The organism is Microbulbifer flavimaris (assembly GCF_001641755.2).
In the GTDB taxonomy this organism is placed as follows: domain Bacteria; phylum Pseudomonadota; class Gammaproteobacteria; order Pseudomonadales; family Cellvibrionaceae; genus Microbulbifer; species Microbulbifer flavimaris.
In genome coordinates this window covers 245,046-266,979 of sequence record NZ_LRFG02000002.1, presented here as the reverse complement: position 1 = coordinate 266,979, position 21,934 = coordinate 245,046, and the positions used below count along the sequence as shown (strand labels likewise).

Here is a 21,934-nt window from a genome sequence, read left to right as displayed (position 1 = left end):
TTGGGAGAGTCCCGCAGTGATAGAAGCCGACCGCCTCATCGCCCCGGAGCCCATTGGCCCCAGCGGGCAGGAAGAGCAGTACGACCGCGCCGTGCGCCCCAAGACCCTGGCCGACTATGTGGGCCAGCCGGTGGTGCGCGAGCAGATGGAAATCTTTATCCAGGCCGCCAGGCTCCGTGACGAGGCCTTGGATCACACGCTGGTATTCGGCCCTCCCGGCCTGGGTAAGACCACACTGGCCAATATCATTGCCGCGGAGATGGGCTCGGCCATCAAGACCACTTCCGGGCCGGTGCTGGAGAAGGCCGGCGACCTGGCGGCGCTGATGACCAACCTGGAGCCCGGGGATGTGCTGTTCATCGACGAGATTCACCGCCTCAGCCCCCATGTGGAGGAGGTGCTGTACCCGGCGATGGAGGATTACCAGCTGGATATCATGATCGGTGAGGGCCCCGCGGCCCGCTCGATCAAGCTGGACCTGCCGCCGTTCACGCTGGTGGGCGCCACCACCCGCGCCGGGCTGCTGACCTCGCCCTTGCGGGATCGTTTCGGTATCGTGCAGCGTCTGGAGTTCTACAGCGTCGAGGATCTGACCAGCATCGTGCGCCGCTCCGCCGGCCTGATGGGGGTGGAGATGGACGACGGAGGGGCCCGGGAAGTGGCCCGCCGCGCCCGTGGCACGCCGCGGATCGCCAACCGCCTGTTGCGCCGGGTGCGGGATTTTGCCGATGTGAAGGGCAACGGCAGCGTCGATGCCGGCATTGCCGACGCGGCCCTCAACATGCTGAACGTGGATGGCCGCGGCTTCGACCAGTTGGACCGGCGGATGCTGTTGGCCATGATCGAGAAGTTCGGCGGTGGTCCGGTGGGGGTGGACAGCCTGGCGGCGGCCATCAGTGAAGAGCGGGACACCATCGAGGATGTGCTGGAACCCTACCTGATCCAGCAGGGCTATCTGGCGCGGACGCCGCGCGGACGTGTGGTCACGGCGCTTGCCTACGAGCATTTTGGCCTGCCAGAGCCGAAGCCGAAGAAGTAACGCGGCGCCCCGGGGCGCCCAATGCAGTCAAGAAGCCAATAACAATAAGGAAACGGGGTGACAGAGCCTTTCAGCATTCCCATCCGCGTCTACATCGAGGATACGGACGCGGGCGGAATCGTCTACTACGTCAATTATTTGAAGTATATGGAGCGCGCGCGCACAGAATTCATGCGTGCCCTCGGCTATGATAAGCCCGCCATGCCGCACCAGGGCCTGCTCCTGGTGGTGCACTCGGCAGAAATCCAGTACCGGCGCTCGGCGCTGCTGGATGACGCCTTGAGGGCCTCGGCGGCGATTGGCAAACTGGGCCGTGCCGCGGTGACCTTCGAACAAAAAATTTTCCGCGGCAATGAAATTATTTGTCAGGGTGTGGTCAAAGTCGCCTGCGTCGCGGATGACAGCCGCAAACCCTGCGCGCTACCAGAATCCATCTATTCAGCATTAAAGGCAGCAATCCAACAATGAACGCCGGTGAACAACTTTCCCTGTGGGGGCTGATCCAGAACGCCAGTCTGCTGGTGCAGCTGGTGATGTTGACCCTGCTCCTGGCCTCGGTGATCTCCTGGGTCATGATCATCCAGCGCGGGCTGTACCTGTCCCGGGCCAAGCGCGGTCTGAACAGCTTCGAGCGGCGTTTCTGGTCCGGTGCGGACCTGAATCAGCTTTTCAGGGAGGGTAATGCCCGGGCCGAGAAGGGCAAGGTTGACGGGGTCGAGTCCCTGTTCCGCGCCGGTTTCACCGAGTTTACCCGCCTGCGCCAGCAGGGGCGCAGCAGCCCCGAGGCGGTTATGGAGGGCACCGAGCGGGCCATGCGTGTGGCCATGTCTCGCGAGCAGGAAAAAGTGGAAATGAACCTGCCGTTCCTGGCCAGTGTCGGCTCCGTGAGCCCCTACATCGGCCTGTTCGGCACCGTCTGGGGGATCATGAACTCCTTCCGCAGCCTGGCCACCATGCACCAGGCCACTATTGCCACTGTGGCTCCCGGCATCAGTGAGGCCCTGGTGGCCACTGCCATGGGCCTGTTCGCGGCGATTCCGGCGGTGATGGCCTACAACCGCTACTCGGCCAAGGCCGAGACGCTGCTGTCCAGCTACGAGACATTTGCCGAGGAGTTCTCCTCCATCCTGCACCGCAAGGTGCATTCCAGCTAATACCACCGGACGATTGTCATGAGTGTTTTTCGCAAGGGCGGCAAGCGCAAACTGGTCTCGGAGATCAACGTTGTCCCCTACATTGACGTGATGCTGGTGCTGCTGATCGTGTTCATGGTGACCGCGCCACTGCTGATGCAGGGTGTGAAGGTGGACCTGCCCGATGCCCCGTCCTCGCCGATGGAGGACACCGACGATGAACCCCTGATCGTTTCTGTGCGTGCCGACGGGACCTACTACCTGAACCTGGGCGAGGACGAGCAGGTGGCCAAGCCGATGGAGGAAATCCGCGAGACGGTGGCCAAGGTCTTGCGGCAGAAGCCCAAGACACCGGTGCTGGTGTGGGGCGACACCGAAGCCAAATACGGGCTGATCGTGGGTGCCATGACGCAGTTGCAGCAGGCCGGCGCCCCCAGTGTCGGCCTCGTGACTGAACCGCCGCAGCAATAGGGTGGCGCCAGTCCATTATGAATAATGCCAGTTCGTATGCATTGCCGGTCATTATCAGCGTGGCACTTCACGCGCTGCTGATCGCTGTGCTGACTTTCGGCTGGGAGGCCACGCAGGAGCCACCGCGGAAAATGATGCCCAATTTCGTGCAGGCGAAGCTGGTCACCATGGACGCGGCGGTCAAGAAAAAGGCGGCGCCGCCGAAGGTGGACCTGATCAAGCAGCGCCAGCAGCAGGAGCAGCAGCGCCAGCGCGAGGCGAAAGCCGAGCGCGAGCGGCGCGCGGCGCTGGAGCGCAAGAAGAAGCAGGAAGCGGAAAAGCGCAGGAAGGCCGAGGCCGAACGCAAGCGCAAGGCGGCCGAAGAGAAGGCCCGCAAAGAGAAAGAACGCAAGGAGCAGGAGCGCAAGGAGCAGATGGAAAGGGAGCGCCAGAGCGCTTTCGAGGAGGCCCTTGAAGAAGAGGAGGAGCTGCTCGATGCCCGCGAGAGCACACAGGCGGTGATGTCTGTGGCCCAGGCCATCCAGCAGCGCATTGAATCGGTCTGGAGCCAGCCTCCCAGCGCCCGCAATGGCATGGTCACCGAAGTGAGTATCAGCTTTGTCCCGACCGGACGTGTTGTGGCCTCTAACATTACCAAGAGTAGTGGCAACGCCGCCCTGGACCGCTCGGTGCTGAACGCCGTGCGAAAAGTGGAGGTGTTTCCCGAAGTGGCAGAGTTGGCCCGCGAGGAGCCGACCACCTTTGAGCGAGAAGTACGAAACACACAATTGATATTCAGAGTTGAAGGCCTGCGCCAATGATGAACAAACTCAAGATTCTATTGTCTGTGATCTCCGTCAACTGCGTGCTGGTCCTCTCGGCCCAGGCTCAGATGGTGGTGGAGATCACGCGGGGGAACCCGGATCCGACGCCAATCGCGGTGGCGCCGTTCAGCTGGTCTGGCGGCGGTATCCTGTCGGAGGATGTCTCGGACATCATTTCCGCCGACCTGCGCCGCAGCGGCCTGTTCGCACCGGTGCCCAAGGAAGACATGCTGTCTTTCCCCAAGTCGCCGGACGAGGTGATCTTCCGGGATTGGCGGATCCTGGGTACCGAGTACGTGGTCACCGGGCGCATCGAGCCCCAGGCCAACGGTTACCTGCTGACGTTTGACCTGACCAATGTCTTTGGGCAGAGCAAGATGTTCACCAAGCAGGTGAGTGGTGGCCGCGACCAGTTGCGGGACGTTGCCCACCGGGCGGCGGATGAGGTTTTCGAAGCGATCACCGGTATTCGCGGTGCCTTCGATACGGAGATGATCTACGTGCGCGAGAGTGCGAGCGGCGGTCGTCCCGTTTACGAGCTGATGCGGGCAGATATCGATGGTGCGCGCTCGCGGTCGATTCGGCGATTCAGCCAGCCGGTGATGTCACCGAACTGGTCGCCGGATGGGCAGGAAGTGGCTTATGTCTCCTTCGAGACTGGTCGACCGGCCATTTTCCGCGAGAACCTGCGCACTGGAGCCCGTCAGCAGCTGACGAACTTCAAGGGAATCAATAGTTCGCCGACCTGGTCGCCGGATGGAACCAAAATGGCCATGGTGCTCTCCAAGGACGGCAATCCGGAGATCTACGTGCTGGATCTCAACACGGGGCGCTTCACACGGATGACCCGGCACTTTGCCATCGACACGGAGCCGAACTGGATGCCGGACGGTAAATCGTTGGTTTTCACCTCCGATAGGGGAGGTAAGCCACAAATTTACCAATTGACCCTTGCCACCGGTCAAGTTGACCGCTTAACCTTCGACGGCGACTACAACGCGAGATCGCGTGTGTCGCCCGACGGGAAGACGCTGGTCATGGTTCACCGGAGCAGGGGGGTGTTCACGATTGCTACGATGGACATCAGGACCGGTCAGATGCGCCTCCTAACGGAGACAACTCTGGACGAATCCCCCAGCATTGCACCTAACGGTGCCATGCTGATGTACGCCACCAAGCGGGGGGACAGGGGCATACTGGCAGCGGTATCGCTGGATGCCGGGGTGAAGTACAACCTTCCATCCCAGCGGGGCGATGTACGTGAGCCGGCCTGGTCGCCTTACTTTGATTGATTTGGGGTGCTCGTCCCACTGATCTGTGGTGGGTCGCGGGCAATGTAGTCTAAGAGCGATATACAAAAAAACCTTTTCAGGATTTCTCGATAACACAAATAGCGGAGTTGCTTATGTTTAAATCAGTAAAAACCGGCCTCGGTCTGGCTTGCGCAATGGTAGTACTGGCTGGTTGTTCCAGCACCGATACCGACGACACTGCCCAGCAGCAGATGGTTGAGCAGACCCAGGAGCCGGTAGTTGAAGCCCCGGCCCAGGAAACTGCTGTTCCCCTGGACAACGTCGTTTACTTCGACTTTGACAAGTCCCTGCTCCGCAGCGACACCCGTGACCTGCTGATCCAGCACGCTGACCGTCTGCGCGGCACTGGCACCAGCGTTCGCCTGGAAGGCCACGCTGACGAGCTGGGTACCCGTGAGTACAACCTGGCTCTGGGTGAGCGTCGTGCCAACGCCGTTCGCGACTTCCTGGTACTGCAGGGCGTAGACGCCGGCACCCTGGAAGTAATCAGCTACGGTGAAGAGCGTCCGGCCGTTCCGGGCTCCAACGAGAGCGCACGTGCCCAGAACCGTCGCGTCGTAATCGTTAAGTAAGTGCATTTTTGCCGATGACTTTATCCCTAGGAAAAGTCGCGATCGCCGCAGCCGTCCTGGCTGCGGCATCGCCAGTATTCTCGCAGGCGCCGATTGTGGACCTCTCCGGTGGAAACTCCGGTCAGAGCAGTACCCAGTCGGCGCCCGCATATCCACAGGCTCCCTATTCCGAGTCCTCCATGGCGGAGACGCAGCTCGCCCGCGCCGGCTCGCAGCCGTCCCGCCAGCAGGGCAATGCCCAGGCGGATGCCTACTACCAGATGCAGGTATTGCAGCAGGAGGTACTGGAGCTGCGTGGTGCCGTCGAGGAGTTGCGGCATGAGGTGAAGCGCCTCAAGCAGCAGCGCACCGACGACTACATGGATCTCGACCGGCGCATCTCGCGCCTGAGCGGTGAGGCCCCGAGTGGTGCCCCTGCCAATGGTGGAGATGCCGAGGGCGCAGATGCCAACAATGGCGGCACCGGTTCTGCCGCGCCGTCCACTGGAAGCGCCGCCCCGGCGGCCAGTGCCGATGAGCGGGAGCGCTATCAGGCCAGCTTCGGCCTTGCCCGCAACGGCGATTACGACGGGGCCAGCAAGGAGTTCAAACGCCTGCTGAATGACTTCCCCAACGGCCAGTATGCGCCCAATGCCAATTACTGGCTGGGTGAGATTGCGCTGGTGCAGGGCAATCTGGAGGAGGCGCGCCAATGGTTTGTGGCCTTGCTGGATGGTTACCCCAATTCCACCAAGGTGTGGGATGGTCGCTATAAGCTGGGCACCGTCTATCACCAGCTGGGTGAGGACTCCCGTGCCCGCGACCTGCTGCAGCAGGTTGCCGCCAGTGACGCCCGCGCCTCCGGCTTGGCCAAGAAGTATCTCGAGGAGAACTTCTAGCCCGCGGCCACCGCTGGTTTTTTGAGCACGAAAGCTCTATGATCCCGCGCCCGGACGGTTTGCCCCGTCCGGGCGTTTTTATTTGTGGTGAGCATGACTGATTTGACCGCGGAGTCCCTCCGCATCAGCGAGATTTTCTATTCCCTGCAGGGGGAGGCCCGGGATTCCGGTCTGCCCACGGTATTCGTGCGCCTGACGGGGTGCCCGCTGCGCTGCACTTACTGTGATTCCGAGTACGCGTTCTACGGCGGCGAGCGAATGACCCTCGCGGCCATTCTGGACAAGGTGCGCAGTTACCCGGCCCGCCACGTCTGTGTCACCGGTGGTGAGCCACTCGCGCAGCCGAACTGCCTGCCGCTGATGACGGCTCTCTGTGATGCCGGCTATCAAGTCTCGCTGGAGACCAGTGGCGCCATGCCGGTTGAGGACGTGGATGCAAGAGTTTCCCGTGTGGTGGACCTGAAGACCCCCGCCTCCGGCGAGCAGCACCGCAATCGCATGGAAAACATTGCCGCCCTGGAGGCACGGGACCAGGTGAAGTTCGTCATCTGCGATCGCGGTGACTATGACTGGGCCCGGTTTACCGTGGATCAATACAAGCTCACTGAGCGAGTGGGAGAGGTGCTGTTCTCCCCCAGTTATGAACAGCTGCAGCCACGCCAGTTGGCCGAGTGGATACTGGCGGACGGCCTTTCAGTGCGCATGCAGCTGCAGATGCACAAATTGTTATGGGGCGACGTGCCGGGGGTTTGACCGGCCGCGCCGATCGGGAACAGGAGTACGCAATGACAGCGAAGAAAGCGGTGGTGCTTCTCTCCGGGGGACTGGATTCCGCCACGGTGCTGGCCATGGCCCGGGAGCAGGGGTTCGAGTGCTACGCCCTGGGTTTTGACTACGGTCAGCGCCACCGCTCGGAGCTGGCTGCGGCAGAGCGCGTGTCCAGGGCCGGCGGAGCGCTGGAACACAAGGTGGTGCGCCTCGACCTGCGCTCTATCGGCGGATCCGCCCTGACCGATGACGATATCGCCGTGCCGGAGGATGAGCCGGGCGGAATCCCGGTGACTTACGTACCCGCGCGGAATACGGTATTCCTTTCCATTGCCCTGGGCTGGGCAGAGGTGTTGGGGGCGCAGGATATCTTCGTCGGCGTCAATGCGGTGGATTACTCCGGCTACCCGGACTGCCGCCCGGAGTATATTGAAGCCTTCGAGCGTATGGCCAACCTGGCCACCCGGGCCGGGGTGGAGGGGCAGCGGCTGCACATCCGCGCTCCGCTGATGGAAATGAGCAAGGCGGATATCGTTCGCCGGGGAACCGAGCTGGGAGTGGACTACAGTTTAACTGTGTCCTGTTACCAGGCTGATGAGAGTGGCGCGGCCTGTGGCCGTTGCGACAGCTGCCGGCTGCGGGCAGCCGGCTTCGCCGAGGCGGGCCTCGCAGACCCGACGGTCTACGCCAGCCGCTGAAGCTGGTATGGATCAGGGGCGTAAGCCCTTCAAAATTCAGGGATTTTTTTGCTGTCAGGTATTGTTTTTCGGAAATAGATCCGTAAGATACGCAGCTCCTCACATTGAGGCACTCCCGACGAGGGTTGCTGAGGAATTAAAGGGTCGTTAGCTCAGTTGGTAGAGCAGTTGGCTTTTAACCAATTGGTCGCTGGTTCGAATCCAGCACGACCCACCATATTTTCGAGGGGCCGCCAGAGGGTGGCCCTTTTTGTTGCCCGGTCAGCGAGCCTGGCCAGGCAGCCGGCAGAATCAAATTGTTTTTCTGTCACAGATCAGTAAGATACGCACCGCTTTCGGGTCGTTAGCTCAGTTGGTAGAGCAGTTGGCTTTTAACCAATTGGTCGCTGGTTCGAATCCAGCACGACCCACCATCTTCAGAGAGGGCCGCCGAAAGCGGCCCTTTTTTTTTGCCGGCTCCCGGCTGGATTTCCTGCGCCGGGGCCGATTCCCTGGACGGTCCACCGTCACACTAAGATAGTGATTGGTGACTGGAAAGTGCCGAGCCACCGACCGCGCTATAATGCGCGTTTTTCTGCTTTTCACAGGTAGCCATGAGTCAGAAGCTGATCTCCGCAGAGTCCCTCGATCCCCGTACGCTGGTGCAGTCCCACCTGGCGGAGCCCGAGACGCACCAGTACAGTGAGGAAGAGCTGCAGCACTGGCGAGATCGCATCAAGCAGCTGCTGGTGGAGCAGAATGCGGTGCTGGTGGCGCACTATTACACCGACCCGTTAATCCAGGCGCTGGCAGAGGAAACCGGTGGCTGCGTATCGGATTCCCTCGAGATGGCGCGCTTTGGCGCCGAGCACCAGGCCGATACGCTGATCGTCGCCGGTGTGAAGTTCATGGGGGAGACCGCCAAGATCCTGACCCCGAACAAGCGTGTGCTGATGCCCACGCTCGAGGCCACCTGTTCCCTGGATTTGGGCTGCCCGCCAGAAGAGTTCTCCGCTTTCTGCGATGCACATCCGGACCGTACCGTGGTGGTATATGCCAATACCTCGGCGGCAGTGAAAGCACGGGCCGACTGGGTTGTGACCTCCAGTATTGCCCTGGATGTTGTGGATTACCTGGATGCCGAGGGAGAAAAGATTCTCTGGGCACCGGACAAGCACCTGGGAAGCTATGTCCAGAGGGAGACCGGCGCCGATGTGTTGCTCTGGAACGGCTCCTGTATCGTGCATGAGGAATTCAAGGCCAAGGGTGTAGCGGACCTGAAGGCCCTCTACCCGGACGCGGTGGTGCTGGTGCACCCGGAATCCCCGGCGGCAGTCGTGGAGCTGGCGGACGTGGTCGGCTCGACATCGCAGATCATCAATGCCGCCAAAACCCGCCCGGAGAAGCGCTTTATTGTCGCCACCGACCAGGGCATCTTCTACAAGATGCAGCAGCTGTGTCCGGACAAGGAACTGATTGTGGCGCCCACTGCCGGCGCCGGGGCGACGTGCCGCAGCTGTGCCAACTGCCCGTGGATGGCGATGAACTCGCTGGAAAACCTCTGCGGGGTCCTCGAGCGGGGTGACAACGAGATTCTGGTGGACCCCGAGCTGGGCAAGCGGGCCATGAAGCCTCTGCAGCGGATGCTGGACTTCCGCAAGCCGCTGGACTGAGCACCCAGCACACGCAAAAAAACGGCCGGCATTTTGCCGGCCGTTTTCGTTTCAGCGCCGGGCTGAACGTCGGCTTACAGGTCCTTGGCGTCCTGCTGCATCTTGAGCACATCCTTCAGGCGCTGCTGGAGAATGGCGTGGGTCTGGTAGTCGTTCTGCGCCAGGCGCACGCCGTGGCGGAGGTGTTGAGCGGCCTTGTCGAAAACGCCGTTGAGGATGTAGTACTCGGCACGCGCCTCGTGGACCCCGACGATATCGCCGGCCAGGCCGTGGGTCTCTGCCAGCAGGTACCAGACCGTCGGGTCCTTGCGGCGCACCCGGCTGTGCCTTTCGAGAATGCGCTCGGCGGCCAGATAATTGCCCGCCTTGAAGTGGGCATTGGCCAGGCCCATGGTCAGGGCGTGATCCCCCGGGTTGCGCTTGAGGGCGGCATCCAGGCGCCGGGTGGCGCTGCTGTAATCCTGGCGAGCCAGGTCGATGTCAGCCCGCGCCAGTACGAAAGCGGCCTTATTGGGCTCCCGGTCCAGCAGGGGCTGCAGGGTATCCAGTGCAGAGTCCGGCTTGCCGGCCCCGACCTGCGCCAGTGCGAGGCCATAGCGGGCGGCATCTTCGTTGTCGTTGATCCCGCGCAGTTCCGCCTGGAAGCGCTTGACTGCCTGCTGGGGTGTGGGCTCGGCGGCCACACGGATTCGTGCCCGCATCAGGTGGTATTCACGGCTGTCGGAATTCTTCACGTCAGGCATACGGCTGGCCCGCAGTTTCGCGTCCGCGATCCGCTTCTCGGTCACCGGGTGGGTGAGGAGGAATTCCGGCGGCCTGCGGTAATAGCGGGTCGCCTTCAGCATCTGTTCAAACATTTCACCGGCAGCCTCGGGATCCTTGCCGGCCTTGGCGAGGGTTTCGATACCGACACGGTCCGCTTCCTGCTCGTTCTGGCGTGAGAAGCGCAGCTGGTTGTCCAGTGCCGCTGCCTGTGTGGCGGTCATCGCGGCAATGCCGGCGTCACCGCCGGCGGTGGCCGCCAGCACCAGCGCGCCGAGCATACCGGCCAGGGTGGGCAGGGCGCTGTTGCGCTGGGCTTCCAAAGTGCGGGCGTAGTGGCGCTGGCTCAGGTGAGCGAGTTCGTGCGCCAGCACCGAGGCGAACTGATCTTCGTTTTCGGCAAACAGGAACAGGCCGGTATGAACGCCGACCACGCCGCCGGGGACGGCAAAGGCGTTCATGGTGTCGTTTTTGACCACAACCACGTCGAGGGACTTGTCCTCCAGGGGGGCATGCTGCGCGAGCTCCTTCAGGGAGTCTTCCACATACTGTTGCAGCAGGGCGTCGTTGGACGTGCGCACCTGGCTGCGGAACATGCGCAGCCACATCTGCCCCAGTTCCTTCTCGCGGGCCCGGGAAACCAGTCCGCTGCTGGAGTCACCCAGCTCCGGCAGGCGGATCTCATTTTCATCAGCCACGGCGACGAGCGGCGCTGCCCCGACCATAAGGCCGAGGCCAACGGAGGCCAGAGTCGATTGAACAAAACGTCGCAGTGAGCGTCGGAAGGACTTCTGGCGGGTGTGTTCGGGGCTGTGGCGCATTGCGTGTACTGCTCGGTCAAGGTTCAGAGGCTGGTCCAACAACACTATACGCAACCTCGGGAGACTGTCGAGGTTTTGACCAGTGCCGCGGGAAAAGGTTCTCAGAAAGGCTGGCTGGCGGCTTGCCCGTGTGCGACGGTGGCAGCGATTTTCAGGGGGCAGTCGCGCTATAATCCGCCGCACTGGAGAGATTATGACCAATAGTTCAGGGCCGGCCACGGCCGACATACCAGCAGCGGGTTTGCGTGCAGACGTGACTGTGGATGCCCGGCGGCTGCCCTGCCCACAGCCACTACTGCTGATGCGCCGAGCCCTGCGGCAGCAGGCAGCGGGCACTGTAGTGGAGGTGCTGGCGACAGATTCGGGCTCCTGGCGGGATTTCCACAGTTTTGCGCAGCTCAGCGGTACCCAGCTGCTGCGGGCCGAACAGCGCCAGGACCATTACTGCTACTGGCTGCGAGCCAGCGAATAACAACGGACGAGAACGCGGAAGTTATGCTCGATATCGTCAAACACTGGGTCAACCGGTATTTCAGCCAGGAAGAGGTGGTGCTGCTGTCCATCCTCCTGCTGGTGGCACTGTTGGTACTGGCCACCCTCGGCCAGGTGCTGGCACCGGTGCTGGCGGCGCTGATTATCGCCTTCCTGCTGCAGGGGATGGTGCAGCGGCTGGTGTCGTGGAAAATGCCCCATTGGCTCGCGGTGACCATTGCCTGCCTGGTGCTGGTGGGCACGACCGTCGCTCTGCTGCTGGTGGTCCTGCCACTGATCTGGCGCCAGCTGGTGCGGCTGTTTGCAGAACTGCCCAATATGGTGGAGCAGGGGCAGAATCTGCTGTTGCTGCTGCCCGAGCGTTTTCCGCGGCTGATTTCGGCGGCCCAGATACAGGAGATTTTCGACACCCTGGGCAGCGAGCTGGGCACCGTGGGCCAGACCCTGCTGACCTTTTCCCTGACAAACCTTCCCATCCTGGCCGCATTACTCATCTATGCGGTGGTGGTGCCGATCCTGGTGTTCTTCTTCCTCAAGGACACGGACAAACTGATCAGCTGGTGTACCTCTTTTCTGCCGCACCACCGGCCCATGCTGCGCCAGATCTGGTATGAGATGAATGATCAGATCGCCAACTATGTTCGCGGCAAGGTGATCGAGATCGCCATCGTGGCGGTAGTGAGCTATGCCGTGTTCCTGATGCTGGGTGTCAATTACGCCCTGTTGCTGGCTGTCGCAGTGGGTCTCAGTGTGCTGATTCCCTATATCGGCGCCGCTGTGGTGACGATTCCGGTCGCCGCAATCGGCCTGTTCCAGTGGGGTTGGAGCAGCGAGTTCCTGTACCTGATGCTGGCCTACGGTTTTATTCAGTTGCTGGACGGTAATGTGCTGGTGCCACTGCTGTTTTCCGAGGCGGTCAACCTGCACCCGGTTGCGATCATCATGGCGGTGCTGGTCTTCGGGGGAATCTGGGGCTTCTGGGGAGTCTTTTTTGCCATCCCCCTGGCCACCCTGCTCAAGGCGATCATGAATGCCTGGCCGACCAGTGAACACCAGGCCGAGTGGCAGGCCCGCGACGCCATCGAGCAGGGAATGGCCTCTCCGCTGGACACCGACTGATTGCCTCGGGGCAGGACTACGCTTTCCCCGAGAGCCCCTGCTAGAATCCCGCGCCTGAATTTCCCGGCGGCGGGGCAGGGTGTATCCGTATCCCACGCTGCTTTAAGTCTGAACATCTGAACAACCGAATCTGACAGGAACAGATCCATGAGCCTTGCTGATAAAGTGCTGGCGGTTAACAACGACTTGCCGATTCGCACTGACAAGCCGATCCACAGCGGCAAGGTCCGCTCCGTCTACTGGCTGACCGAGGCCGATAGTCGCCGCCTGATCCAGGAGAAGGGATACCCGGTAGCCGAGGACGCGCCGCTGGCGGTGATGGTGATTTCCGACCGGATTTCCGCCTTCGACTGCATCTGGCGGGGTGAGGGCGGGCTGCGGGGCGTACCCGGCAAAGGCGCCGCACTGAACAGCATCGCCAACCACTGGTTCAAGCTGTTCAAAGAGAACGGCCTGGCCGATAGCCATATTCTGGATATCCCGCACCCGCTGGTGTGGATCGTGCAGAAAGCACGGCCGGTGATGGTCGAGGCCATTGCCCGGCAGTACATCACCGGTTCCATGTGGCGTGCCTACAGCAAGGGCGAGCGCGAGTTCTGCGGCATCCAGCTTCCCGATGGCCTGGCAAAGGATCAGAAGCTGCCGGAGCTCCTGATCACGCCTTCCACCAAGGGTATCCTCAGGGGAATTCCGGGTGTGCCGGAGGCGGATGACGTCAACATCACTCGGGCGGACCTCGAAAATCACTTTGCGGCGTTCAATTTCCGCAGCAGGGACGATATCGACCTGTATGAAAAGCTGCTGAAAGAGGGCTTCGACCTGATTTCTGATGAGCTGGCCAAGCTGGACCAGATCTTCGTCGACACCAAGTTCGAATTCGGCTATGTCACCGATGCCAGCGGCGAAGAAAAGCTGATCTATATGGATGAGGTGGGCACCCCGGACTCTTCCCGTATCTGGGATGGCGCGCAGTATCGCGAGGGCACTGTGGTGGAGAAGTCAAAGGAGGGCTTCCGCCAGGCGCTGCTCAACCACTTCCCGGACCCGGATATCCTGCTCAACAAGGACCGCATGGATGAGCGTGAGGCACTGGCCCGCGACAATGAACTGCCGGCTTCCATGCTGATGGACCTTTCCGACACCTATATCGCGATCGCAGAGAAGATCATCGGCCACAAGCTGGAGATTTCCGACAATCCCAAGGCGGAACTGATCGACGTGCTGCGAAGGGAATACGGTTTGATAGATTGATTTTCTGGAAAACCAGGAAACCGGCGTTTTCGCCGGTTTTTTGTTTCCGCCTGATGCCCATCGCCCGCCGCCATAATTCGCCATAGTTGCCCCGCATTCTGCCCTCGTTCCACCCGGCCGCTGCCTGATTGCTCCCGTTTAATGGCCCTAGTTGAAATTGATACTGGAGGCAAATGTGAACAGGGCGCTCTTTTCCGGCCAGCGGATTCCCCGCGAATACGTACTGCTGCCCACCAACGAATATTACCGGCGCCGCTATCGCAGCAGTCGCCGCGGCCGCTGGTGGCTGCTGTTCGCCGCGGCACTGGTGGTTTTCACGGCAGCCATGGGCGTTCGCGCGGAGCAGGCCGTGGACTTAAATAACACGGAGAGTGGAGACCTGCTTTTCACCGGTGTGGGGCAGGGCGCCTACACACCGGCGTTACACCTGGCCAGCCGGGCGCGCATAGGCGTGCGGGGTTTGCTGGCAAAGGTGCAGCTGCAGCAGGAGTTTGCCAATCAAAGCGATGATTGGCAGGAGGCGATCTACGTACTGCCTCTGCCGGAGCAGGCCGCAGTAACCGGGCTGGAAATCCAGATTGGGGAGCGCTGTATTGTCGGCAAGGTGCGCGAGCGGGCGAAGGCGGCAAAAATCTACAAGGCAGCCCTTGATGCCGGCAAACGCGCCGCCCTGCTGGAGCAGCAGCGCCCCAACCTGTTCACCAGCAAGGTGGCCAATATCGCTCCCGGCGAAACAGTGCGGGTACAGATTCGTTATCGGCAGTCGGTCAATTACGAGAGCGGTACCTTCGGCCTGCACCTGCCCACCACGCTGACCCCCCGTTACATTCCGGGGGAAATAAAGCTGCCCGGAAAGGCAACACCATCCGCGGGACGGAAGGAAGAGGCCGGCGCCGAGCTGATGCCTGACAGCAGTGGCTGGGCACTGCCTACCGACCAGGTTGCCGACGCGCACAAGATCACACCCCCCATGCAGCCGGCGGCGGAGTTGAGCGCGATCGGCAGCCATCGGATCACCATCGCGGTAGAGCTCGAGGGTGGGCTGCCACTGGCGGAAATCAGCAGTCCCTACCACGATCTTGATCTCAACAAGCGGGCAGATGGGCGCTACTCGATCAAGTTGCGAAAAGGTGATGCAGCCATGGACCGTGATTTCATTTTGCGATGGCGTCCGCGCCCCGCCAGCATGCCCCGAGCAGCACTGTTCACCGAGCAGGTTGCTGCAGTTGAGGGTGGCGAAAGCCCCGGTACCTACCTGCAGCTGCTATTGATCCCGCCTGAAAGCAGGAGAGCAACGCGGCAGCTTCCGCGGGAAGTGGTCTATGTGATTGATACTTCCGGTTCCATGGGGGGCAACTCCATCCGTCAGGCCAGGGAGAGCCTGCAGCTGGCCCTCTCTCGCCTGCAGCCCAGCGACCGTTTCAACGTAATTGAATTCAATAGCCGCGCGCGTGCGTTTTTTCCGCGCCCGGTTGCAGCCGACCCTGCGAATATCCAGCGCGTCCGGACCCAGCTGGTGGGCTTGCAGGCCAGCGGGGGGACAGAGATGGCAGCGGCATTGCGTTTGGCGCTGAGTCAGCAGATGCCCGGGGTCGATGAGCTGGTGCATCAGGTGGTCTTTATCACCGACGGTGCGTTCGGCAATGAGCGCGCGCTGTTTGAGCTGATGACCCGATTGCTGGGGGATGCGCGGCTGTTTACCGTCGGTATTGGTTCAGCACCCAATCGCCATTTTATGCGCAAGGCGGCGCAGTTTGGTCGCGGTGCCTCGGTCACCATCGGCGACCTTGGCGAGGTACAGGAACGTATGCAGGCGCTCTTTGCCAAGCTGGAAAACCCGCTAGCCACGGAACTGGAGCTGCAATGGCCGAAAGGATTGAAAGTTGAGGCCTATCCCAGGCGCATTCCGGACCTGTATGACGGTGAACCATTGCAGCTGGTGGCGAGAGTCGAGGGTGATCTGGATGGGGAAATACAGCTGCGCGGGCGACTGGCGGGTGTGCAGTTTGTGCAAAAGCTGGCACTGGGGAAGGGCGGTTCGGCAACAGATACGGGCATTGGCAGTGTCTGGGCGCGCACGAAGATTGCGTCCCTGCGGGATCAGCAGCTGCAGTTCGGCGAGCAGAGCGATCCGGGGCAGGCGTTGCGCGGGCAGATATTACGGCTGGCGCTGGAACACCAGTTGGCGAGCCCTTACACCAGTTTTGTTGCGGTGGAGGAGCGGGTGGTGCGACCACAGGGGCAGGGGCTCTCCAAAAGCCCGCTTCCCAATGCGGTGGCCCGCGGACAGGTGCTCCAGCGCCAGACTTATCCGCGCACGGCCGCCGGGCTCTCGGCACAATTGCTGGCGGCCGCAGGGCTGTTGGGGCTGGCCGGCCTGTTGCGCTGGGGCCGTGCGACTCACGCCTTGCGTCGGTGTCTGCGCCGGTTGGTGCCGGATGTGCGCCGTGCCCGCTCGTGGCAGGAGCGCCAGCTGGGGCAAGTGCAATGAGGTGGCGCACCGGGTTCTCCGCCGTGTTGCTGGCGGCGGGGCTGTGGCAGCTGGGTGGTGCAGGCTGGCTGCTGGTGAAGGCGCACCTGGCGCAATACCTGGTCAGCAATGCCTGGGAGGAGCGGATTCGAACCGGCGTCCGCGCCAAACCCTGGCCATGGGCGGATACCTGGCCGGTGGCGAGGCTGCGACTACCCGGTGAAAAAGCGCTGACGGTATTGTCCGGCAGCAGTGGCCAGGCGCTGGCGTTCGGCCCCGGCCTTGTGGAGGGTTCGTGGCTTCCGGGGCAGGGGGGCGAGCCCCGCACCACCGTGATCGCCGCCCACCGGGATACACATTTTGGCAGCCTGGCGCAGCTCAAGCCCGGTACACCCATTGCCCTGCAGGACAGTAGCGGGCGCTGGCGCAGCTTTCGCGTAGTGGGTGCGCGGGTGGTGGATAGCGATCGTGAGCAGTTGCCGATTATGGCGGGGCCGGGCCTGCTGCTGGTGACCTGTTACCCCTTCAAGGCAGTGGATGCGGGCGGCCCGCTGCGCTACCTGGTCTATGCGGAACCTCTCCCCGGTGAACTGGCCATCAGGCTGTGACCAGAACCCAATTTCCAGACTCAATTATGTAATTTGATTTCGCTATTTTCCCGCAAAATCCTCCGTTTTTTGTAGCGATTGGCCTATATTTGTTTGCGAAAATGGTTTTAATTGTTACTAAATGTCCTATCTGGAAAAAGGCGTGTAGTAATACTACAATCGCCCCCGCTTTGGTCCCTGAGCGACCGGGCGGCCACTTTGATCTCCTTTGATCGTCGCCGCACCCGGACTCGCAGTAACAGCAGAATTACCGGCGGCAGATAGCCAACTCCTTCCCCGATCGCCCCTGCGGCAGTGCATCACTGCACATGCCGCATTTACGCCAAGCCGGGCGGTAAATTGGCGGGAAATACCAAAAAAGGGAGCAAGTTTCTGCTCGCGCTGTACTTTGCCCCATTTGCCAAAAATTGAATTGAAATCAACGACTCGACGTCGCTAAATCGCCGAGGAGCATTTAATGCACGAAGAAACTGACAATCAGGAAACGCAGGAATGGCTCGACGCGCTGCAGGCGGTGATTCGCTTCAGCGGCAAGGAGCGCGCTGCATTCCTGCTCAAGCAGCTCACTGATCGCGCCACCAATATCGGCGTCGAGCTGCCCAGGGCCATCACCACGCCCTATCGCAATACCATTCCGCCCCAGGCGGAAAAGCGTATGCCGGGTGATCTGTTCATGGAGCGTCGCATCCGCTCCCTGATCCGCTGGAATGCGCTGGCCATGGTCGTGCGTGCCAACTCCAACAGCGACAGCCTCGGTGGCCACATTGCGAGCTTCTCTTCCGCCGCCACCCTGTACGACGTCGGTTTCAACTACTTCTTCCGCGGCAACGAGGGCGAGGAGCGGGGCGACCTGATCTTCTTCCAGGGGCACAGCGCGCCGGGTATCTACGCGCGTTCCTACCTCGAAGGCCGCTTCGATGAAGAACAGCTGGACAATTTCCGCCGTGAAGTGAATGGCAACGGCCTGTCCTCCTACCCGCATCCGTGGCTGATGCCGGAATACTGGCAGTTCCCCACCGTGTCGATGGGCCTGGGCCCGATTCAGGCGATCTACCAGGCGCACATCATGCGCTACCTGTCCGCCCGCGGCCTTTCTCCGCGCGGTGACCGCAAGGTGTGGGCATTCCTGGGCGATGGTGAGTGTGACGAGCCGGAAACCCTCGGCGCCATTTCCATGGCCGGCCGCGAGAACCTGGAAAACCTGGTGTTCGTGGTCAACTGTAACCTGCAGCGCCTAGACGGCCCGGTGCGCGGCAACGGCAAGATTGTGCAGGAACTGGAAGGCGTCTTCCGCGGTGCCGGCTGGAACGTGATCAAGGTCCTGTGGGGCCGCCTGTGGGATCCGCTGCTGGAGAAAGACGACAAAGGCCTGCTGCAGAAAGTCATGGACGAAGTTGTCGATGGCGAGATGCAGAACTTCAAGGCCAATGGCGGCGCCTATACCCGCGAGCACTTCTTCGGCAAATACCCGGAGCTGCTCGAGATGGTCAAGGACATGTCCGACGACGAGATCATGAAGCTCAACCGCGGCGGTCACGACCCCTACAAGGTTTACGCGGCTTACGCCGAGGCCATGGCGAGTAAGGGCAAGCCCACCGTCATCCTGGCGCAGACCGTAAAAGGCTACGGCCTGGGCGCTGCCGGTGAAGCGGCAATGGATACCCACAACGTCAAGAAGATGGACGTCGAGGCGCTGAAGCGCTTCCGCGACCGCTTTGCCATCCCGATTACCGACAAGGAAATCGAGGAAGTGCCGTACTACCGTCCGGCGCCCGATAGCCCGGAAATGAAATACATGGCCGAGCGCCGCAAGGCGCTGGGCGGTCCGGTACCGTCCCGCACCAGTGAGGTGGCGAAGCTGGAAATTCCGGAACTGGACGCCTTCAATGCTCTGACCAAAGGCTCCGGTGACCGCGAAATCTCCACCACCATGGCGTTTGTGCGCGCACTGTCGGTGCTGGTGAAAGACAAGAAGATGGGCAAGAACGTGGCGCCCATCGTGCCGGACGAAGCCCGTACCTTTGGTATGGAAGGCTTGTTCCGCCAGCTGGGTATCTACTCCTCCCAGGGGCAGAAATACACCCCGGTCGACCACGGCCAGATCATGTATTACAAGGAAGACAAGAAAGGCCAGGTGCTCGAAGAGGGCATCAACGAAGCCGGAGCCATGTCCGCCTGGATGGCGCTGGCAACCGCCTACAGCAACCACGGCGTGCCGATGGTGCCTTTCTATATCTACTACTCCATGTTCGGCTTCCAGCGCATCGGCGACCTGGCCTGGGCGGCGGGCGACATGCAGGCGCGGGGCTTCCTGATCGGTGCCACCGCCGGCCGCACCACACTGAATGGCGAAGGCCTGCAGCACCAGGATGGCCACAGCCACGTGTTGTCTGCCACCATCCCCAACTGCAAGAGCTATGACCCGGCCTACGGCTACGACCTGGCAGTGATCCTGCGCCAGGGTCTCAAGGAGATGTACGAAGAACAGCAGAACCTCTTCTACTACGTCACCATCGAGAACGAGAACTACCTGCAGCCGGAAATGCCGCAGGGTGTCGAGGAAGGCATCATCCGCGGTATCTACAAGCTGGATAACGACTCCCGCAAGAAGGGCAAAGGCAAGGCGGCGAAGAAGCATGTCCAGCTGGTGGGTGCCGGCTCCATCCTGCGCGAAGTGCTGGCAGCGGCGGACATCCTGGCGGACCAGTTTGGTGTCACTTCGGACGTGTGGAACCTGACTTCCGCCACCGAAGCGGCGCGCGAAGGCCAGGACGTGGCACGCTGGAATATGCTGCATCCCACTGAGGAGCCGCGCAAAGCGTGGATCAGTGAGCAGTTTGAAGGCAACGAGACACCGGTGGTGATCTCTACCGACTACATCCGCTCGTATGTAGAGCCGCTGCGCGAGTTTATCAGTGGCGATGTCATCGCTTTGGGTACCGACGGTTTCGGCCGCAGTGACAGCCGCGAGCAGCTGCGTCGCTTCTTCGAAGTCAATCGCAACTACGTCGCTATCGCCGCACTGACGGGCCTGGCGAAGCAGGGTGTGATCGAGGCAAGTGAAGTGGCTGACGCCATCAAGAAGCTGAATATCGATCCGGACAAAGTAAACCCGCGCCTCGTGTAAGGCCCGCTGAATAGGAAGAAGGCAAGTAGCATGGCAAAAGAAGTCATTAAAGTGCCTGATCTCGGCGGGGCCGATCAGGTAGATGTCATCGAGATCACTGTGGCGGTGGGGGATACCGTTGCCGCAGAGGATTCTCTGATTGTGGTGGAGGGCGACAAGGCTTCCATGGATGTACCGGCGCCCATGGCCGGCAAGATCCTCAGTATTTCCGTCTCGGAGGGCGACCAGGTTTCGGAGGGCGATGTAATCGCCGAGATCGAAACCGAGGCCGCAGGCGAGGACTCGTCCGCAGGGGAGGAAAAGTCCGAGCCGGCACAGGAGGAAGCCCCCGAGGAGGAGGAAGCCACGGCCTCCGAAGAGAGCGGCGATGAAGAAGAGTCCGCCGGTGGCGAGGAAAAAGAAGAGGGCGTCACGGTGCCAGATCTCGGCGGTGCCGACGCGGTGGATGTGATCGAAATCAGCGTCCAGCCTGGCGATGAAGTGGCCGAGGGCGACTCTCTGATCGTCGTGGAAGGCGACAAGGCTTCCATGGATGTACCGGCTCCATTCGCCGGAACCGTGGTCTCCATCGACGTCAAGGAAGGCGACAAGGTCTCCACCGGCGACAAGCTGGGTGTGGTCAAGACCAGCGGCGGCGGTGGTGCCAAGAAGGCCGAGGCGCCCAAGTCGGAGAAGAAACCCGCCACCGAGGCCCCGAAAAAGGCCGAGCCCAAAGAATCGGTGCAGAAGGCTGGTGAAGAGCCGCCCGCGGCCCCGCAAAAGGACCATGCGCTGGAGCGGGACCTGACGGTCTCTGCTGAAGTCTACGCCGGCCCCGCCGTGCGCAAACTGGCCCGCGAACTGGGGGTGACCCTGAGCAAGGTCAAACCCAGCGGACCGCGCAACCGGGTGACCAAGGATGACCTGCACGCTTATGTCAAAGAGCAGGTGAAGAAAGCCGAGAGCGGCGCTGTGGGTGTCGGCACCACCGGTATTGCCAAGATGCCGGAGATCGATTTCAGCCAGTTCGGCCCGGTGACCACCGAGCCGATGAGCAAGATCCACAAGCTCACCGCTGCCAACATGGCGCGCAACTGGCTGAACGTCCCGCACGTCACCCAGTTCGACGACGCGGATATCACCGAGCTGGAGGAATTCCGCAAGTCCATGAAGGCCGAGGCGGAAAAGCGCGGGGTGAAACTCACGCCGGTTCCCTTCCTGTTGAAGGCCGCGGCCGCAGCACTGCGCGCAGAGCCGAGCTTCAATGTGTCGCTGCATAACGACGGCGAACATATTGTCCGCAAGGACTATGTGCACATTGGTATGGCAGTGGATACGCCCAAGGGCCTGATGGTTCCGGTTATCCGCGATGTGGATAAGAAGGGACTGTACGAGCTGGCGGAAGAGGCCACGGCCATGGCGGTGGCGGCACGTGAAGGCAAGCTCAAGCCACGCGATATGCAGGGCGCCTGCTTCACTATTTCCAGCCTCGGCTCCATCGGCGGCACCGGCTTTACGCCGATCGTCAACGCGCCGGAAGTAGGTATTCTCGGCGTTTCCAAGCTGAGCGTGCAGCCAGTATGGAACGGTAAGGAATTTGTGCCGCGGCAGATGTTGCCGCTGGCGCTGTCCTACGATCACCGCGCGGTGAACGGCGGCGATGCCGGCCGCTTCATGACCTACCTGGTCAGCGTGCTGGGTGACGTCCGCAAGCTGTTGCTGTAACCCCCTCGGGCGCAGCCTTCATCAGGTTTGCGCCAACCTGCCCTGCCTGTGGTGTAACCGCAGGCAGGGCTGCTTTCCTCGCATCGCATGCCCTTTCCGCGCACAGTGTTGTCCAATCAACCTGTTTCCAATTTCCCCTGCCATGCGCCTCCCGGTTCGCTTCTCTTGGCGTCCCGGCAATCCGGTTTGCGCCTGAATTCACATACTCGTTGAATTGTGCGCTGATCTAGTGTCGCAGGCCGCGAGCCGATTC

At 61.6% G+C, this 21,934-nt stretch carries 19 protein-coding genes and 2 tRNA genes; 20 read left to right on the top strand and 1 reads right to left on the bottom strand.

Going from position 1 to position 21,934, the window contains the following annotated elements; genetic code table 11:
- Window positions 1–16: 16 nt before the first annotated feature.
- From ruvB to nadA, 13 genes are all read left to right on the top strand, one after another.
- Window positions 17–1,039, top strand: a complete 1,023-nt coding sequence (gene ruvB / locus AWR36_RS05995) for a Holliday junction branch migration DNA helicase RuvB (protein WP_067082522.1) — start codon at window positions 17–19, stop codon at window positions 1,037–1,039.
- 57 nt (window positions 1,040–1,096) lie between these two features.
- Complete coding sequence (gene ybgC / locus AWR36_RS05990; protein ID WP_067082519.1) at window positions 1,097–1,507, top strand: tol-pal system-associated acyl-CoA thioesterase; 411 nt, start codon at window positions 1,097–1,099, stop codon at window positions 1,505–1,507.
- Window positions 1,504–2,193 carry a protein TolQ gene (tolQ, locus tag AWR36_RS05985; protein ID WP_067082515.1) on the top strand — a complete coding sequence of 230 codons (690 nt, stop codon included), beginning with the start codon at window positions 1,504–1,506 and terminating at the stop codon, window positions 2,191–2,193. Before ybgC ends, tolQ begins: the two co-directional genes overlap by 4 nt.
- An 18-nt stretch (window positions 2,194–2,211) precedes the next feature.
- The gene (gene tolR, locus AWR36_RS05980) at window positions 2,212–2,643 is read left to right on the top strand and encodes a protein TolR (RefSeq protein ID WP_067082512.1); all 432 of its coding nucleotides are present in this window, start codon (window positions 2,212–2,214) and stop codon (window positions 2,641–2,643) included.
- Between the two features lie 17 nt (window positions 2,644–2,660).
- On the top strand, window positions 2,661–3,443 hold the full coding sequence (tolA, locus tag AWR36_RS05975) for a cell envelope integrity protein TolA (protein WP_067082509.1): 783 nt from the start codon (window positions 2,661–2,663) through the stop codon (window positions 3,441–3,443).
- Window positions 3,443–4,738, top strand: coding sequence for a Tol-Pal system beta propeller repeat protein TolB (tolB, locus tag AWR36_RS05970; RefSeq protein WP_369814731.1), 1,296 nt, complete (start codon window positions 3,443–3,445; stop codon window positions 4,736–4,738). Before tolA ends, tolB begins: the two co-directional genes overlap by 1 nt.
- Window positions 4,739–4,851: 113 nt before the next feature.
- Complete coding sequence (locus AWR36_RS05965) at window positions 4,852–5,331, top strand: peptidoglycan-associated lipoprotein (protein WP_067082503.1); 480 nt, start codon at window positions 4,852–4,854, stop codon at window positions 5,329–5,331.
- 179 nt (window positions 5,332–5,510) lie between these two features.
- Complete coding sequence (locus tag AWR36_RS05960) at window positions 5,511–6,209, top strand: YbgF trimerization domain-containing protein (protein ID WP_231745267.1); 699 nt, start codon at window positions 5,511–5,513, stop codon at window positions 6,207–6,209.
- 93 nt (window positions 6,210–6,302) lie between these two features.
- Window positions 6,303–6,962, top strand: coding sequence for a 7-carboxy-7-deazaguanine synthase QueE (queE, locus tag AWR36_RS05955; protein WP_067082498.1), 660 nt, complete (start codon window positions 6,303–6,305; stop codon window positions 6,960–6,962).
- Between the two features lie 32 nt (window positions 6,963–6,994).
- Window positions 6,995–7,675: a 7-cyano-7-deazaguanine synthase QueC gene (queC, locus tag AWR36_RS05950; protein WP_067083942.1), complete on the top strand. Its 681-nt coding sequence runs from the start codon at window positions 6,995–6,997 to the stop codon at window positions 7,673–7,675.
- 141 nt (window positions 7,676–7,816) lie between these two features.
- Window positions 7,817–7,892 (top strand) — tRNA-Lys (locus AWR36_RS05945).
- Between the two features lie 120 nt (window positions 7,893–8,012).
- Window positions 8,013–8,088, top strand: a tRNA-Lys gene (locus AWR36_RS05940).
- A 180-nt stretch (window positions 8,089–8,268) separates the two neighbouring features.
- Window positions 8,269–9,327 (top strand): quinolinate synthase NadA, encoded by a 1,059-nt coding sequence (gene nadA / locus AWR36_RS05935; protein ID WP_067082495.1) that lies wholly within the window; start codon window positions 8,269–8,271, stop codon window positions 9,325–9,327.
- Window positions 9,328–9,401: 74 nt separating this feature from the next.
- Here nadA and AWR36_RS05930 read toward each other — a convergent pair whose 3' ends face one another.
- Complete coding sequence (locus AWR36_RS05930) at window positions 9,402–10,910, bottom strand: M48 family metalloprotease (protein ID WP_067082492.1); 1,509 nt, start codon at window positions 10,908–10,910, stop codon at window positions 9,402–9,404.
- Between the two features lie 193 nt (window positions 10,911–11,103).
- Between AWR36_RS05930 and AWR36_RS05925 the strand changes: the two genes are divergently transcribed.
- The 7 genes from AWR36_RS05925 to aceF all read left to right on the top strand — a co-directional run bounded on the left by AWR36_RS05925 (window position 11,104) and on the right by aceF (window position 21,681).
- Window positions 11,104–11,382, top strand: a complete 279-nt coding sequence (locus tag AWR36_RS05925; RefSeq protein WP_067082489.1) for a sulfurtransferase TusA family protein — start codon at window positions 11,104–11,106, stop codon at window positions 11,380–11,382.
- Between the two features lie 23 nt (window positions 11,383–11,405).
- On the top strand, window positions 11,406–12,521 hold the full coding sequence (locus AWR36_RS05920; RefSeq protein ID WP_067082486.1) for an AI-2E family transporter: 1,116 nt from the start codon (window positions 11,406–11,408) through the stop codon (window positions 12,519–12,521).
- 147 nt (window positions 12,522–12,668) lie between these two features.
- A complete protein-coding gene (locus AWR36_RS05915; protein WP_067082483.1) occupies window positions 12,669–13,772 on the top strand; it encodes a phosphoribosylaminoimidazolesuccinocarboxamide synthase in 1,104 nt (367 codons plus the stop codon).
- Between the two features lie 175 nt (window positions 13,773–13,947).
- On the top strand, window positions 13,948–16,263 hold the full coding sequence (locus AWR36_RS05910) for a marine proteobacterial sortase target protein (protein ID WP_067083941.1): 2,316 nt from the start codon (window positions 13,948–13,950) through the stop codon (window positions 16,261–16,263).
- Window positions 16,260–16,850, top strand: coding sequence for a class GN sortase (locus tag AWR36_RS05905; protein ID WP_082679429.1), 591 nt, complete (start codon window positions 16,260–16,262; stop codon window positions 16,848–16,850). Before AWR36_RS05910 ends, AWR36_RS05905 begins: the two co-directional genes overlap by 4 nt.
- A gap of 457 nt (window positions 16,851–17,307) precedes the next feature.
- The gene (gene aceE / locus AWR36_RS05900; RefSeq protein WP_067082480.1) at window positions 17,308–19,977 is read left to right on the top strand and encodes a pyruvate dehydrogenase (acetyl-transferring), homodimeric type; all 2,670 of its coding nucleotides are present in this window, start codon (window positions 17,308–17,310) and stop codon (window positions 19,975–19,977) included.
- Between the two features lie 30 nt (window positions 19,978–20,007).
- Window positions 20,008–21,681, top strand: coding sequence for a dihydrolipoyllysine-residue acetyltransferase (aceF, locus tag AWR36_RS05895; protein ID WP_067082478.1), 1,674 nt, complete (start codon window positions 20,008–20,010; stop codon window positions 21,679–21,681).
- The last annotated feature ends 253 nt before the right edge of the window (window positions 21,682–21,934 follow it).